The sequence below is a fragment of the Chitinophaga sp. genome, from assembly GCF_035761305.1.
Lineage (GTDB): Bacteria > Bacteroidota > Bacteroidia > Chitinophagales > Chitinophagaceae > Chitinophaga.
Genome location: NZ_DASTRI010000221.1, coordinates 1 through 13504, shown reverse-complemented (window position 1 = coordinate 13504; position 13504 = coordinate 1). Strand labels below are relative to the sequence as shown.

The following is a 13504-nucleotide window of genomic DNA, read 5'->3' as shown; positions in this document are numbered from 1 at the left end:
CTTTTTTATTATTGGCTCGCTCTATTGGGCGCTGTTAACCAGGTTGTCTATAAACTCATTATTTACATCCCTCATGGCAACCAGGCCAGGCTCGTAGCTGTTTACCCTGGCTTTTGTATGTTGATACTCGCGTGCGGTTATTTCATTTCCGAACGTATCCATGTAAATAGTATGTTTTTCATTGCTGATGTCTGTAAAGTCGAATTTAAAATATACCTCTCTTGTTACGGTAATAAAAAGGCGTTTGGTGCTGAAAAACGCCTGACAATGCCGCTCGGCGTTTACGATATTTGAATTATTATGGTAGCTGAATGATTCAAATAATTTGCCTGAAAGATTATTGGAATTAAAGGTTAACCCGAAAAAGTCCGCCACCGGAACATATATGTCTTTTCCTTTACCGTTACTATCAAGGGGTTTAATATTAAAATGATAAAAGGAAAAGAATGCTTTATTGAACCGTTTCACAATCTTGCCTTCATTGGTCACTCTTAATATTTCTGTATCGTATGTACCGGAGGTGTCTGTTTTTATCAGCTCATAGCTCACCTTTATTAAGGGCATATTTTCATACTTATGCAGCTCAAATTCCCGGCTGGAAGTTCTCCATTGCGTAAAGGAAACAATTACCGCCATAAGTCCTAAAAAGGCCATTGAAAATACCTCAAAGTATATTTTGTTGGCCTCTAAAAATTTTTTCATGGAGTGTAACAATTGAAGTAGCATCTAAATATACATAAACTTATTCCTGTTCCCCGGTCCTTTCCCCGCTTTTACCGCCCCCGGACCTGCTTTAACCGATTTGTTTATTCCGTAACTTTGTTTACGAAATAAACTAAATTAGCTTTGTTGTAAATCCCCGTTCCATGTGGAAGCATTCATTTAACCTGTTATTCTGTACGTGCATGCCAATGCTGCTGCTGGCGCAGCAAAAAATTACCGGTAAGGTCACCGATGCTAAAAAGCACCCGCTCCCGGGTGTAAACGTGTATATTAAAGGCAGCTATGACGGCGCCACCGCTGCTGCCGACGGCAGCTTTTCATTTACCACCACGGCTACCGGCGCGCAGGTGGTAGTAGCTAGCTTAATGGGCTATCAAACCCTGGAGCAGCCCGTAAACATCAGCGGCCCGCTGCAGCTTACCCTTATGCTCAAAGCCGCTATGAACGAGCTGAAGGTGGTAACCATTTCCGCAGGCAGCATTGAAGCCAGCAGCGATAAAAATAATACGGTGCTCAAACCCCTTGACATTGTTACCACTGCAGGCGCCACCGCCGATATTGTGAATGCGCTGAAAACCCTGCCCGGCACCCAGCAAACCAACGACCGCGAAGGCCTGTTTGTACGCGGCGGCACCGGCTATGAAACACAGATATTCATTGACGGGTTAATGGTGCGCAATCCCTTTTTTACCGGCCTGCCGGATATGCCGGGCAGGGGCCGCTTTTCGCCCTTCCTGTTCAAAGGCACCACCTTCAGCAGCGGCGGTTACTCCGCCCAATACGGCCAGGGGCTTTCCTCCGCCCTGGTGTTGGAGTCGGAAGATCTGCCCACCCAGTCATCCTACAGCCTGGGCGCCTCTATACTGGGCGTAAACGGCGGACTGGACGTGCTGTCGAAAGACAAAAAAGGCTCCTTTGGCATAGAGGCGGATTATACCAACCTGGAGCCCTACTTCAGCGTGGCCAAGCCCAAACAGGAACCTACCATGGGGCCGGAAATAATAGGCACATCGCTTAACTTCCGCCGCAGAACCTCCGGAACCGGCATTATAAAATTTTATGGCTATGGTAACTGGAGCCGTATGGGCTTTAAAAAGAACAGCATAGAATACCCCGGCTACCAGGAGCAAACAGACGTGCGTAACCAAAACGTATATACGAACCTTACGTATAAAGAAAGCCTGGGCAGCGGCTGGCGTATGTACGCCGGCTTATCCTACAGCTCCAACATTGATAAAATCAATCTCGATACCATTCAGAAATCGCCGGTGACCAATGTGCATAACCGGTCGGACCTGAGCCAGGTAAGGCTGCAGCTTACCAAAAGCCTGGGCGCGCTGTCGCTGCTGCGCCTGGGCGGTGAATACCAGTATGCTGTAGAGCGGTCGGAGTTTAACGCCTACCAGGCTAATTATACAGATAACTATACGGCCGGCTTTGCGGAAACGGATATATACTTTACGTCCAGGTTTGTAGGCCGCTTTGGCGGGCGCCTGGAGTACACTACGGTGCTGGGTAAAATGAACCTGGCGCCCCGCGCCTCACTGGCTTATAAGCTGGATGATTACAGCCAGTTTTCCCTGGCCTACGGCGACTATTACCAGAAGCCGGAGCCGCAGTACCTGCGCTTTAAGCAGCACCTTGACTACACAAAGGCCACGCACTACATAGCCAGCTTCCAGCGTCTTTCGGCTAATTATACCTTTCGCGTAGAAGCATTTTACAAGCAATATAAAAACCTGGTGAAAACAGCGCCCGATACCGCTACTAACGGTACCGGCTACGCCAAAGGTATTGAGCTGTTCTGGCGCGACCGTAAAACGGTAAAGAACCTGGATTACTGGATCTCTTACTCTTTCCTGGACACAAAGCGAAACTACCTGTTTTACCCTTATGAGGTGCAGCCCGATTTTGCCGCTAAGCATACCGCCAGCCTGGTAGTGAAAAAATACTTTCCCAAAATCACCACCAATATTGGTTTAACCTACAGCTACGCCAGCGGGCGGCCCTATTATAATCCCAACCTGCCGGAAAGCCGCTTTATGTCTGAAAAAACAATGGATTTTAATACACTGGGTGTAAGCGCCAGCTACCTTACCACTATCGGCCGGGCGTTCACCGTATTTGTAGTATCTGTAACCAATGTGTTTGACTTTAAGCAGGTGTATGGCTACCGCTATTCCACGGATAAGCTGCGGCGGGAGGAGATAGTGCCCAACGCGCCCCGCTTTTTGTTTGTGGGCATGTTCATGAACTTTGGTATTGACCGCCGCCAGGATGTAATCAACAATCTCTAAACATAATCATCAAACAATCCACCGTAAAAACAGATCACATATGAAACAGTTCCTCCTTTTATTATTAGCGGTTTTTGCCACTGCCGCCGTGAAAGCCCAAAGCCCCCGGTACCAGGATGCTATGGCCAAGCAGGTGGCCCTGCTGGACCAGGAAAGCAGCTACAACCCGCAAACCATGCTGGATATTTCCAACACATTTGAGCGCATTGCGGCAGCGGAAAAAACACAGTGGCTGCCCTATTATTACGCTGCATACGCTCAGGTAATGTCGGCCCTGATGACGCAGGACAAGGATAAGATAGACGGCCTGGCCGACAAGGCGCAGGCAAATATTAACAAAGCCGACTCCTTACAGCCCAATAATGATGAAGTAGCCTGCATCCGTTCGCTCATTGCATCATCCCGTATTATGGTTGACCCGCAAACGCGCGGACAGGAATACGGCCCTGAGTCCGGCATGCAGATCGAAAAAGCCAAACAAATAAATCCCGAGAACCCGCGTGTGTACCTGCTGGAAGGCCAGGCCCTGTATTATACGCCGGAGCAGTTCGGCGGCGATAAGAAAAAAGCAAAGGAAGTGCTGGAGCTGGCGCTGCAAAAGTATGCCGCCTTTAAACCCGCCAGCAGCATAGCGCCGCACTGGGGTGAGGCGCATGCAAAAGACCTGCTGCAGCAGGCCGGCAAATAATGCCGCAGAAAAAGCACAGGGGAGAAAGGTGAGGTACCGCCATGCTTCACCTTTCATTTTCACGCTCCGCTGCTTAAATTAGTATTTCGTTAACTTGTGTTGTGATGATGTATTTTAAAGACCTGGACCCGGTGTTACATTCACAGCTGCGGCTGGCCATTATGTCGGTATTGGTGAGTGAGCAGGAGGCGGAGTTTACCTTGCTGAAAGAAAGAACCAATGCCACTGCGGGCAACCTGAGTGTGCAGATCAACAAGCTGAAGGAAGCAGGGTATATTAACGTGATCAAACAATTTAAAGACAACTATCCGCAAACCCTTTGCAAAATAACCACGCAGGGCAGCAAGGCCTTTGCAGATTATGTGACCTCTATACAATCTTACCTGAAAGCGGGCAAACACAAATAGCAGCAAATGCTGCAACTGCAATGTGACTTCAGTTATAACTGTTAATTTTATAAAGCCATAGGATCGGCCTTTTCATTCAAACAAATGTTACTCCCATGAATACCCTGCATCCATGCTGAGAGTGGCACCTGTTTCGGCTTATTCAGACGCCAGCTCCATTTTCTTCAGCGGGTTCCTGGTATTTTCTGCATATTGTTCCCGTTTCTCCAGTATATCCAGGCAGGTGAAAATGGCCTGGCGGAAAGAGGATGCATCGGCCACGTTTTTACCGGCAATGTCAAAGGCGGTGCCATGGTCGGGGGAGGTGCGCACAATGGGCAGCCCGGCAGTATAGTTAATGCCTTCGCCGGTAGCCAGTGACTTAAAGGGTATCAGGCCCTGATCGTGATACATAGCCAGCACACCGTCAAACTGCGTGTACATGCTGCGGGCAAAAAACGCATCGGCGCTGTAAGGCCCGAAGGCCAGTATGCCGTTGGCTTTAGCTTTATTAATTGCGGGAATAATTTCTTTTATCTCTTCCTGGCCTATCAGCCCTTCATCACCGGCATGGGGGTTCAGGCCCAGCACCGCAATGCGGGGATTATCAATGCCAAAATCTTTCACCAGGCTGTCGCGCATGAGCAGCAGCTTGCCCATAATATTATCCTTGGTTACATATGGCGCTACTTCAGCTACCGGCACATGCTCAGTAAGCAGGCCAATACGCATATTTTCGGCGGTCATGAACATTAGCACATCCCTGGCGCTAAAAGCATCGCGCAGGAAAGGCGTATGCCCGGTATAGTTAAAGTTGGCGCTCTGGATATTCTTTTTGTGAATAGGGGCGGTTACCAGCCCCTGTATATGCCCGTCTTTCAGGCATTGTATGGCTACGGACAGGGAGCGGGCTGCATATTTGCCACCGGCTTCGTTCAGGGTACCCGGCATAATCTGCACTTCTTCTTCCCAGCAGTTGAAAACGTTTACCTGCTTGTGGTTCAGGCGGGAAAACTCTTTCAGGCTCTGGTAATTGAAGTTATTCTCATTCATCAGCTTCCGGTAAAAATTAATGGTCTTGTTAGACGCAAAAATCACTGGCGTGCAAAACTCCAGCATCCTGCTGTCTGTAAAGGTCCTGATGATAATTTCCGTACCAATGCTGTTAATGTCACCTACGGTGATGCCGATAACCGGTTTGTTGATATGCGTATTACTCATGGGTGGATAAAATACCAAGATACAAAGATACCAAATACAAAGTACAATGCGGTATTTGGTATCTTTGCCGCAATCATGTACACATTAAAGAAATCGCTGGGCCAGCACTTTCTGCGTGACGAGAATATGTGCAAAAAGATTGTGCAGGCCTTACCTGTAAGCCCCGGCCAGCAGGTGCTGGAGGTAGGCCCGGGCGCAGGCGCCATTACCAAATACCTGCTGCAGGTGCCGGGTATTACGTTTAAAGCCGTGGAGCTGGATGCCGAGAAGGTGCAGTACCTGGAGCAAACCTACCCCGATATAAAGAACCGCCTTATCCACCAAAGCTTCCTGGAAATGGAAGCGCCCTTCCAGGGCCCGTTTAGCGTGATCGGCAATTTTCCCTATAACATATCTTCCCAGATCATGTTCAAGGTGCTGGAGTGGAAAAGCCAGGTACCGCTGGTGGTGGGCATGTTCCAGAAAGAGGTGGCGCAGCGCATTGCCGCCACTCATGGCACCAAGGATTACGGCATCCTGAGCGTGCTCCTACAGGCCTGGTACCAGGTAGAGTACCTGTTTGAGGTGCATGAGCAGTGTTTTAACCCGCCGCCCAAGGTAAAATCGGCCGTAATACGGCTTACCCGGCTGGAGCAGCCTTATAACATTACCAATGAGCGCAGGTTCTTTACCCTGGTAAAAACCGCCTTTAACCAGCGCCGCAAGCAGCTGCGCAACCCGCTGAAACCATTATTTGATAAAGAATACCTGCAGAACAGCCTCTTCAGCAAAAGAGCAGAGGAGCTGACTGTAGCCGATTTTGTGGCATTATCGCATAAGATGATATGAAACGTAAAGTATTAATTACTGCCCGGGTACATGAATACCTGGTTAACAGACTGGAAGAAAAAGGATTTGAGGTGAGCTACCAGCCCTCCATTACCTACAACGAAGCAAAGGCCGCCCTGCACGACTGTACCGGCCTGATAGTGACCACCCGCCTGCGTATTGACAAGGACATTATAGACAATGCCCCCTCCCTGGAATGGATAGGCCGCCTGGGCTCCGGTATGGAGCTGATAGATGTGCCTTATGCCGAAAGCAAGGGCATACGCTGTGTAAGCAGCCCGGAAGGGAATTGCGATGCAGTAGGGGAGCAGGCCCTGGGCATGCTGCTGGTGATGATGAACAATATCCTGAAAAGCAACCTGGAGCTGCGCCGCGGCATATGGGAGCGGGATGGTAACCGCGGTTATGAGCTGAACGGCCGTACCGTAGGCATTATTGGCTATGGGCACACCGGCAGCGCTTTTGCACACAAGCTGCAGGGTTTTGATGTGGAGGTGCTGGCTTACGATAAATATAAAAAAGGCTTTGGCGCCGGCTATGTTAAAGAGGCTACTATGGAAGAGCTGTTTGAAAAGGCCGATGTGGTAAGCGTTCACCTGCCGCTTACCGATGAAACCCGGCACCTGGCCAATGCTGCTTTTTTCAGCGCCTTCCGTAAAAAAATATGGTTCCTGAATACTGCCAGGGGTAAAATTGTGAACACGCCCGATCTGCTGGCTGCCCTGGAAAACGGCACCTTGGCGGGCGCCGGCCTGGATGTGCTGGAGAATGAAAAGCTGCCCACCTACTCGCCTGCCGAGCAGCAGGTGATGGAACGTTTGCTGCAGCACCCCGGTGTAGTGCTTACCCCGCATATTGCCGGTTACTCTCATGAGGCTAGTATTAAAATGCCCCGCTATGTGTTAGATAAGCTGGGAATTTAAGTTGGCGGCAATTGAAAAAATGGTTATGTTTGCTGAAATACAAACATAGTACAACGCTTCTGTGAAAATGGAGGCGTTGATTTTTTTTTCTTATTTCTAAAACCCAAAAAATATGTCTGGCGTCAACTATGTTACGAAAGAAACCCTGGAGCAAATGAAAGAAGAGCTGAATGCCCTTAAAACCAAGGGCAGGGCTGAAATTGCCAGGGCCATTGCCGAGGCAAGGGAAAAAGGCGACCTGAAAGAAAATGCCGAGTATGATGCGGCCAAGGAAGCACAGGGGCTGCATGAGGCTAAGATAGCTACTTTGGAAAATGCTATTGCTACCGCAAGGGTAGTGGAAGCAGATACGATTGATACCTCCAAGGTGTCCATATTATGTAAGGTAACCATTACCAATATAGCCAATAAAAAAACTTTTACCTACCAGCTGGTGTCTGAAACAGAGGCCGACCTGAAGGCGGGTAAAATATCCGTTACCTCTCCTATAGGCAAGGGCCTGTTAGGCAAGCAGGTGGGTGAGGTGGCCGATGTACAGGCGCCCAACGGCAAGCTCAAATTCAAAATAGACCACATTAGCGTTTGATAAACTGATACACATGTACACTGCCCCGGCCATGTGCCGGGGTTTTTTATTAAAATTGTAATCTCAAACCGTACATACTATGTCTGCATCCGTTTTTACCAAGATCATTAAAGGAGAAATACCCAGTTATAAGATAGCCGAGAACGACCATTTTTATGCTTTCCTGGATATTTTTCCCTTAGTAAAAGGGCATACCCTGGTAGTGCCCAAGGTTGAGATAGATAAGTTTTTTGATGTGCCGGATGAACTGCTGGCAGAGTGGCTGGTATTTGCCCGCCCTATAGCCAAAGCCCTGGAGCGCGCTTTCCCCTGCAACCGCGTAGGAGTAAGTGTGGTAGGGCTGGAGGTAGCGCATGCGCATATGCACCTGATACCCATTAATTCGGCAGACGATATGAACTTTGCACGTCCCAAGCTGGAACTAACGGAAGCAGCATTTAAAGCGGCGCAGGAAAAGATCAGGGCAGAGATGTTGACACATTAGGCGTGTGGGGCACATTAAAACGGAAGCCTACACCATGCAGGGTTTCCAGCTTTATATCAGGGTCTGATTTAAAGTATTTCCTCAGTTTGGTAATAAATACGTCCATGCTGCGTCCCAGGAAATAATCGTCCTTGCCCCATACATTAAACAAAATATCTTCCCGCTTTAAGGCCTTATTGGCATTATCACACAGGTACCGCAGCAGGTCGGCCTCCTTTTGGGTAAGGGTAAAGGATTTTTCCTGCGTGCTGTCGTGCAGCCGCAGGTCGGCATAATCAAAGGTGAGCTTGCCAATTACGTACCGGGAGGGTTGAGCCGCCTGGGTGGCCTGTACCATATTCTTGGTTCTTTTCAGGAACACCTCAATCCGCAGGAGCAGTTCCTGCAGGTTAATCGGTTTAATGATATAATCGTCCGCGCCGGTTTTAAAGCCGGCGATCTTGTCTTCCATCATGGTTTTGGAAGTAATGAACAGAATTGGGATCACATCGTTCCGCTTACGGATTTGCCTTGCCAGCTCAAAACCGTAATCCTTTTCAGGCACCAGGCCTTTTTTGGGGATCATCACATCCAGCAGGCAAATGTCAAAAGTCCGGTGCTGGAACTCTTCCCAGGCCATCAGCCCATCCGTGCAATGCCGTACTTCATAACCGGCGTCTTCCAGTTTTCTTTTAGTTGCCGCACCCACATTCTGATCATCTTCCACAAATAGGATTCTTGCTTTCATAGTTGCAGTGATGCTGAATTATATAAATGTCGCATTTTCTACGAATATTCCGGTTTTAATGATAATCATTGTATTAATGGCGTTGTCCCCGGCCCATTAAATCATTAAAATATGGAGTTATTGAGGCGATTTTTGATCAAAATAAATACAATTTATGAACTTATAAAATAACCTTTTTAATTATAGATTGTATAACTCCCTCACTGTGATCAGCTTGCAGTAACGCCGTGTTTGGCTGCTGCGGTAGCTATTTTCCTGCAATCCGTTCGGGGTGCTGTTGCAAAAACTGTTCCCACCCCCTGGCTTTTGGTAAGGCGGCCAGTGGGCTGGATTCCTGGAAGAAATGGCACACCGCCACCGCCAGGGCATCCGTAGCATCCAGGAAATCAGGCCGTTCCGAGAACAGCAGTATGCGTTGCAGCATTTGCCATACCTGCTCTTTATCCGCATTACCGTTACCGGTTATGGATTGTTTCACTTTTTTAGGAGAATACTCTGCCACCGTAAGCCCGGCCTGCATGGCGGTAGCAATGGCTACACCCTGTGCCCGGCCCAGCTTTAACATACTTTGAACATTCTTTCCAAAAAAGGGAGCTTCAATCGCGCAACAGTCAGGTTTATGTAATAGTATCAGCTCATTAATACAGGAGTGGATCAGTTGTAGCCTTTCATAGTGGTCTTTACGATTGGACAGTTTGAGCACATCCATTTTTATAAGACTGGCAGTTTTGCCCTGCACCTGTATAAGCCCATACCCCATCACCAGCGTACCCGGGTCTATTCCCAGAATTATTTTTGACTTCTTTGCCAACCGCGGTTTATTTTTGCCAAAATCTTAAATGTCTGAACAAAAGTACCAAAATAATTCTCAATTACCTGTTAGGCACGGTCCTTTTTAGCTGGTTAGCCTATTCCATTTACACGCAAATAAAACACCAACCCAACCTCTCCCTTTCCCTGCAGCATATGCTGGTTACACTCCGGCAAAAAGGCGGAATGGCGCTAACCCTGGTGTTTGTGCTCATGATCTTTAACTGGGGGCTGGAGGCGCGCAAATGGCAGCTGCTGGTACGCTCGCTGGAAGCGGTTTCGTTTTTGCGGGCTTTCAGCGCCGTGCTTTCAGGGGTTTCCCTGTCTATTAACACGCCAAACCGTATAGGCGAGTACGGTGGCCGTATGCTGTACATGAGCAACCAGAATAAGCTGAAATCTATTGCCGCTACCATGATCGGCAGCCTTAGTCAGCTTATCATCACTATTATTTTTGGGTTAACAGGGCTCATCTATTATGTCAATAACTTCCCGCTGGCAAAGGCAAACAGCTATCCGGCCGCCTACATATGGGAAAAAATTTTACTGGTGGCGCTGGCGCTTATTGGCGTGTTGGCCATTATATTATATTTTCGGTTACAGATTGTGATTACGATCTTTGAAAAGATACCGGTGCTCAGGAAAGCCAAAGTATTTATGCAGATCATTACCCGCTATACCACTGCTGATCTGCAATACCTGCTGCTGCTTTCCGCCTGCCGGTATGTGGTCTTCTCGGCACAGTATTTGATTTTGCTGAATACTTTTGGCGTGGAAATGCTCTGGTGGCAAGGCTTTCTGCTGAATGCTGTTATTTATCTGGTAATGGCGGTGGTACCTACCATTGCGGTTGTTGAACTGGGGCTGAGGGGCAAAGTAAGCATTTATTTCCTGGGGCTTTTGAGCGATAATACGGCTGCTATCATTGCGGCCACCGTTGGTATATGGCTGGTAAACCTGCTTTTACCGGCTGTGCTGGGAAGTATATTGTTATTGGGAGTAAAGATTTTTAAGGATAAATAGCATCCATACATGAGATATTTTACGCTCATATTCTTACTTACAGGTTTGTTCCATAGTTATCCCGTTAAAGCCCAGCGTGAATTTTGTGGTATTACCAATGGTAGTTTTAAGCCCGGAGAAAGCATTACCCTGAGAGTATATTACCGCCTCAGCGGCGTTTATGTAGGTGCAGGGGAAGCGGTTTTTAACACCCTGCTGGAGAAGCTGGGCAATACCGATGTGTATCATTTTATCGGTGAAGGTAAAACCTACCGGGCCTACGACTGGTTCTTTAAAGTGCGCGACCGCTATGAAAGCTATGTAGATACCGCCACCATGCGCCCCCTTAAATTTGTACGGAATGTAAGCGAAGGCGGTTATAAGATATACAATAACGTTACCTTTGATCAAACCCGCCATACCGCCACCAGCACCAACGGCACCTTTAAGGTGCCGGAGTGTGTGCAGGATGTGATCAGCGCCGTATTCTACGCCCGTAACATTAATTTCGACAAGTATAAGCCTAACGATAAAATACCTTTCAGCATGTTCCTGGATGATGAAGTGTACAACATTTACATCCGTTACATTGGCCGTGAGGTGGTAGAAACCCGCTATGGCAAGTTCAGGGCCATTCACTTTAAACCGTTGCTGATAAAGGGTACCATGTTCCAGGGCGGAGAGCAGATGGATGTGTGGGTAAGCGATGATCCCAATAAAATACCCCTGCGCGTGCAAAGCGCTATTTCCGTAGGCAGCATTGTAGTAGATATGATGGATTATAAGAACCTGCGTTACCCCCTTACTTCGTTGGTTGGTAAACGTTAGGCGGGCTGCCGGCAGCCCCCGGGGCAGGATGCCTGGCATAATGCAGGCCCCGCTAATTTAACAATTTAGCAAGGCTGCAAGCGGCAGAAAATTCTATATTTGTTTAAACTAATAACCCGTATGTATTATGGAAGAGCGTAAACCCAATATATTGCTGGCAGAAGATGATACCAACCTGGGCATGGTGCTGAAGAATTACCTGGAGCTGAATGACTATGACGTGGAGCTGTGCCGCGACGGCATACTGGCCCTGGCAGCTTTTCGCCGGGAGAAATTTGACCTGTGCCTGCTGGATATTATGATGCCCAATATGGATGGCTTTAAGCTGGCAGAGGAGATCCGGGATGTGGACCCCGATATTCCCCTGTTCTTCCTTTCCGCCAAAACCATGAAGGAAGATATTATCCAGGGTTACAAGCTGGGGGCAGACGATTACATTGTAAAGCCGTTCGATAGTGAGCTGCTGCTGCTGAAAATAAAGGCCATCCTGAAACGCAACCAGGAGCTGAGCAGTAAGGAGGAAGAGCAGCACGAGTTTAATATTGGCCGCTACGCGTTTAACGCCCGCCTGCGCACCCTTAACCACGATGGTGAGTCACACACCCTTTCCCCGAAAGAAAATGAGCTGCTGCGCATGCTGTGTGAACATAAGAACGACCTGCTTCCACGCGAGCTGGCGCTGAAAAAAATATGGGGCAGCGATACTTATTTTAACGGCCGCAGTATGGATGTGTACATCGCCAAGCTGCGTAAATACCTCAAAGACGACCCGGATATTGAAATTGTGAATATACACGGCAACGGGTTCAGGCTGGTGGTGAAGGAATAAATAACCCGTAATTAAAATAACAGGGTTCCCCCGCCTTTAGGCGTTTTTCCCAGGTGCGTGTAGGCTTTTTCCGTTACCTCACGCCCGCGGGGGGTGCGTTTAATAAAGCCTTCCTGTATCAGGAACGGTTCATACACCTCTTCCAGGGTGCCGGCTTCCTCACCCACGGCGGTTGCAATGGTGGTAATGCCTACAGGCCCGCCTTTAAAGTTTTCAATGATCACATTCAGAATGCGGTTGTCCATATCATCCAGCCCGTATTCATCTACATTCAGCGCTTTCAGGCTAAACTGCGCAATGGCCAGGTCAATGGTGCCGTTGCCCATTACCTGCGCAAAATCGCGCACACGGCGCAGCAGCCCGTTGGCAATGCGCGGGGTGCCACGGGAGCGCCGGGCTATTTCCATGGCGGCATCGGAAGTGATTTTGGTTTGCAGCAGGCCGGCCGCCCGCCAGATGATCTTTTGCAGCGTAGCCGCATTATAATACTCCAGGCGCGATTTAATACCAAAGCGGGAGAGCAGCGGGGCGGTAAGCAGGCCGCTGCGGGTGGTAGCGCCAATAAGCGTAAAAGGGTGCAGGTTAATTTGTATGGAGCGGGCGCTGGGGCCACTATCAATCATAATATCAATGCGGTAGTCTTCCATGGCCGAATACAGGTACTCCTCCACCACGGTGCTCAGGCGGTGTATTTCATCTATGAACAGCACATCCCGCTCTTCGAGGTTGGTAAGCAGGCCGGCCAGGTCGCCGGGTTTTTCTATGACCGGGCCGGAAGTTTCCTTGATGTTCACCCCCATTTCATTAGATACAATGCGCGACAGCGTGGTTTTACCCAGGCCGGGAGGGCCGTGGAATAAAATGTGGTCCAGCGCCTCTCCCCGCATTTTAGCCGCTTTAATAAATACTTTCAGGTTTTCAATGATCTGGTCCTGCCCCGAGAAATCAATAATATCCCTGGGCCGTATGCTGTTCTCGAACTCCTTCTCAGCCGCGCTCATGCGGTGTTCATCTGGTCTTAAATGCGAATTGGACATAATACACTGAAAGTGCCCAAAAATACGTAATTATGATGTATGGGTTTGCTTGTTTATAGAGATATTAGTTTATTTGTGTTATAATAAATATATCTATGTACAAAATTTGGTTAACCACTGTCATCATACTGGCCT

General features: G+C 48.5%; 15 protein-coding genes. 10 read left to right on the top strand and 5 right to left on the bottom strand.

The annotated features are described in order from the left end of the window. Positions 1 to 21: 21 nt before the first annotated feature. On the bottom strand, positions 22 to 702 hold the full coding sequence (locus VFS25_RS18670; protein WP_326463689.1) for a hypothetical protein: 681 nt from the start codon (positions 700 to 702) through the stop codon (positions 22 to 24). Between the two features lie 164 nt (positions 703 to 866). On the opposite strand from VFS25_RS18670, the gene VFS25_RS18665 reads away from it, so the two are divergent. From VFS25_RS18665 to VFS25_RS18655, 3 genes are all read left to right on the top strand, one after another. Then, positions 867 to 3020 (top strand): TonB-dependent receptor, encoded by a 2154-nt coding sequence (locus tag VFS25_RS18665; RefSeq protein ID WP_326463688.1) that lies wholly within the window; start codon positions 867 to 869, stop codon positions 3018 to 3020. Between the two features lie 40 nt (positions 3021 to 3060). Continuing rightward, positions 3061 to 3708 (top strand): hypothetical protein, encoded by a 648-nt coding sequence (locus tag VFS25_RS18660; RefSeq protein WP_326463687.1) that lies wholly within the window; start codon positions 3061 to 3063, stop codon positions 3706 to 3708. A gap of 104 nt (positions 3709 to 3812) precedes the next feature. Then, positions 3813 to 4115: a transcriptional regulator gene (locus tag VFS25_RS18655; RefSeq protein WP_326463686.1), complete on the top strand. Its 303-nt coding sequence runs from the start codon at positions 3813 to 3815 to the stop codon at positions 4113 to 4115. Between the two features lie 138 nt (positions 4116 to 4253). Here VFS25_RS18655 and pdxA read toward each other — a convergent pair whose 3' ends face one another. Continuing rightward, positions 4254 to 5315, bottom strand: coding sequence for a 4-hydroxythreonine-4-phosphate dehydrogenase PdxA (pdxA, locus tag VFS25_RS18650; protein WP_326463685.1), 1062 nt, complete (start codon positions 5313 to 5315; stop codon positions 4254 to 4256). A gap of 75 nt (positions 5316 to 5390) precedes the next feature. On the opposite strand from pdxA, the gene rsmA reads away from it, so the two are divergent. The 4 genes from rsmA (at position 5391) to VFS25_RS18630 (ending at position 8136) form a co-directional block, all read left to right on the top strand. Further along, positions 5391 to 6143, top strand: coding sequence for a 16S rRNA (adenine(1518)-N(6)/adenine(1519)-N(6))-dimethyltransferase RsmA (gene rsmA / locus VFS25_RS18645; protein WP_326463684.1), 753 nt, complete (start codon positions 5391 to 5393; stop codon positions 6141 to 6143). After that, positions 6140 to 7066: an NAD(P)-dependent oxidoreductase gene (locus tag VFS25_RS18640; RefSeq protein WP_326463683.1), complete on the top strand. Its 927-nt coding sequence runs from the start codon at positions 6140 to 6142 to the stop codon at positions 7064 to 7066. Before rsmA ends, VFS25_RS18640 begins: the two co-directional genes overlap by 4 nt. A 112-nt stretch (positions 7067 to 7178) precedes the next feature. Next, positions 7179 to 7652 (top strand): transcription elongation factor GreA, encoded by a 474-nt coding sequence (gene greA, locus VFS25_RS18635; RefSeq protein ID WP_326463682.1) that lies wholly within the window; start codon positions 7179 to 7181, stop codon positions 7650 to 7652. A 79-nt stretch (positions 7653 to 7731) separates the two neighbouring features. Further along, positions 7732 to 8136, top strand: a complete 405-nt coding sequence (locus VFS25_RS18630) for an HIT family protein (protein ID WP_326463681.1) — start codon at positions 7732 to 7734, stop codon at positions 8134 to 8136. Here VFS25_RS18630 and VFS25_RS18625 read toward each other — a convergent pair. Beyond that, positions 8111 to 8863 (bottom strand): response regulator transcription factor, encoded by a 753-nt coding sequence (locus VFS25_RS18625; protein WP_326463680.1) that lies wholly within the window; start codon positions 8861 to 8863, stop codon positions 8111 to 8113. The genes VFS25_RS18630 and VFS25_RS18625 overlap by 26 nt on opposite strands. 247 nt (positions 8864 to 9110) lie before the next feature. Beyond that, entirely contained in the window at positions 9111 to 9674 is a 564-nt protein-coding gene (gene ruvC, locus VFS25_RS18620) for a crossover junction endodeoxyribonuclease RuvC (protein ID WP_326463679.1), read from the bottom strand. 155 nt (positions 9675 to 9829) lie between these two features. Here ruvC and VFS25_RS18615 point away from each other — a divergent pair, with 155 nt between their 5' ends. The 3 genes from VFS25_RS18615 to VFS25_RS18605 all read left to right on the top strand — a co-directional run bounded on the left by VFS25_RS18615 (position 9830) and on the right by VFS25_RS18605 (position 12332). Beyond that, positions 9830 to 10696, top strand: coding sequence for a lysylphosphatidylglycerol synthase domain-containing protein (locus VFS25_RS18615; RefSeq protein WP_326463678.1), 867 nt, complete (start codon positions 9830 to 9832; stop codon positions 10694 to 10696). 9 nt (positions 10697 to 10705) lie between these two features. Continuing rightward, positions 10706 to 11503 (top strand): DUF3108 domain-containing protein, encoded by a 798-nt coding sequence (locus VFS25_RS18610; RefSeq protein ID WP_326463677.1) that lies wholly within the window; start codon positions 10706 to 10708, stop codon positions 11501 to 11503. Positions 11504 to 11630: 127 nt separating this feature from the next. After that, positions 11631 to 12332 carry a response regulator transcription factor gene (locus tag VFS25_RS18605; RefSeq protein WP_326463676.1) on the top strand — a complete coding sequence of 234 codons (702 nt, stop codon included), beginning with the start codon at positions 11631 to 11633 and terminating at the stop codon, positions 12330 to 12332. A gap of 11 nt (positions 12333 to 12343) precedes the next feature. On the opposite strand, the gene ruvB is transcribed toward VFS25_RS18605, so the two are convergent. Continuing rightward, the gene (gene ruvB / locus VFS25_RS18600) at positions 12344 to 13333 is read right to left on the bottom strand and encodes a Holliday junction branch migration DNA helicase RuvB (RefSeq protein ID WP_326463675.1); all 990 of its coding nucleotides are present in this window, start codon (positions 13331 to 13333) and stop codon (positions 12344 to 12346) included. Positions 13334 to 13504: the final 171 nt, after the last annotated feature.

Bases quoted from the DNA above. Each gene is read 5' to 3' on its own strand.
- VFS25_RS18670 (WP_326463689.1), bottom strand. From the start codon at position 702: ATGAAAAAATTTTTAGAGGCCAACAAAATATACTTTGAGGTATTTTCA.
- VFS25_RS18665 (WP_326463688.1), top strand. From the start codon at position 867: ATGTGGAAGCATTCATTTAACCTGTTATTCTGTACGTGCATGCCAATG.
- VFS25_RS18660 (WP_326463687.1), top strand. From the start codon at position 3,061: ATGAAACAGTTCCTCCTTTTATTATTAGCGGTTTTTGCCACTGCCGCC.
- VFS25_RS18655 (WP_326463686.1), top strand. From the start codon at position 3,813: ATGATGTATTTTAAAGACCTGGACCCGGTGTTACATTCACAGCTGCGG.
- pdxA (WP_326463685.1), bottom strand. From the start codon at position 5,315: ATGAGTAATACGCATATCAACAAACCGGTTATCGGCATCACCGTAGGT.
- rsmA (WP_326463684.1), top strand. From the start codon at position 5,391: ATGTACACATTAAAGAAATCGCTGGGCCAGCACTTTCTGCGTGACGAG.
- VFS25_RS18640 (WP_326463683.1), top strand. From the start codon at position 6,140: ATGAAACGTAAAGTATTAATTACTGCCCGGGTACATGAATACCTGGTT.
- greA (WP_326463682.1), top strand. From the start codon at position 7,179: ATGTCTGGCGTCAACTATGTTACGAAAGAAACCCTGGAGCAAATGAAA.
- VFS25_RS18630 (WP_326463681.1), top strand. From the start codon at position 7,732: ATGTCTGCATCCGTTTTTACCAAGATCATTAAAGGAGAAATACCCAGT.
- VFS25_RS18625 (WP_326463680.1), bottom strand. From the start codon at position 8,863: ATGAAAGCAAGAATCCTATTTGTGGAAGATGATCAGAATGTGGGTGCG.
- VFS25_RS18615 (WP_326463678.1), top strand. From the start codon at position 9,830: ATGCTGGTTACACTCCGGCAAAAAGGCGGAATGGCGCTAACCCTGGTG.
- VFS25_RS18610 (WP_326463677.1), top strand. From the start codon at position 10,706: ATGAGATATTTTACGCTCATATTCTTACTTACAGGTTTGTTCCATAGT.
- VFS25_RS18605 (WP_326463676.1), top strand. From the start codon at position 11,631: ATGGAAGAGCGTAAACCCAATATATTGCTGGCAGAAGATGATACCAAC.
- ruvB (WP_326463675.1), bottom strand. From the start codon at position 13,333: ATGAGCGCGGCTGAGAAGGAGTTCGAGAACAGCATACGGCCCAGGGAT.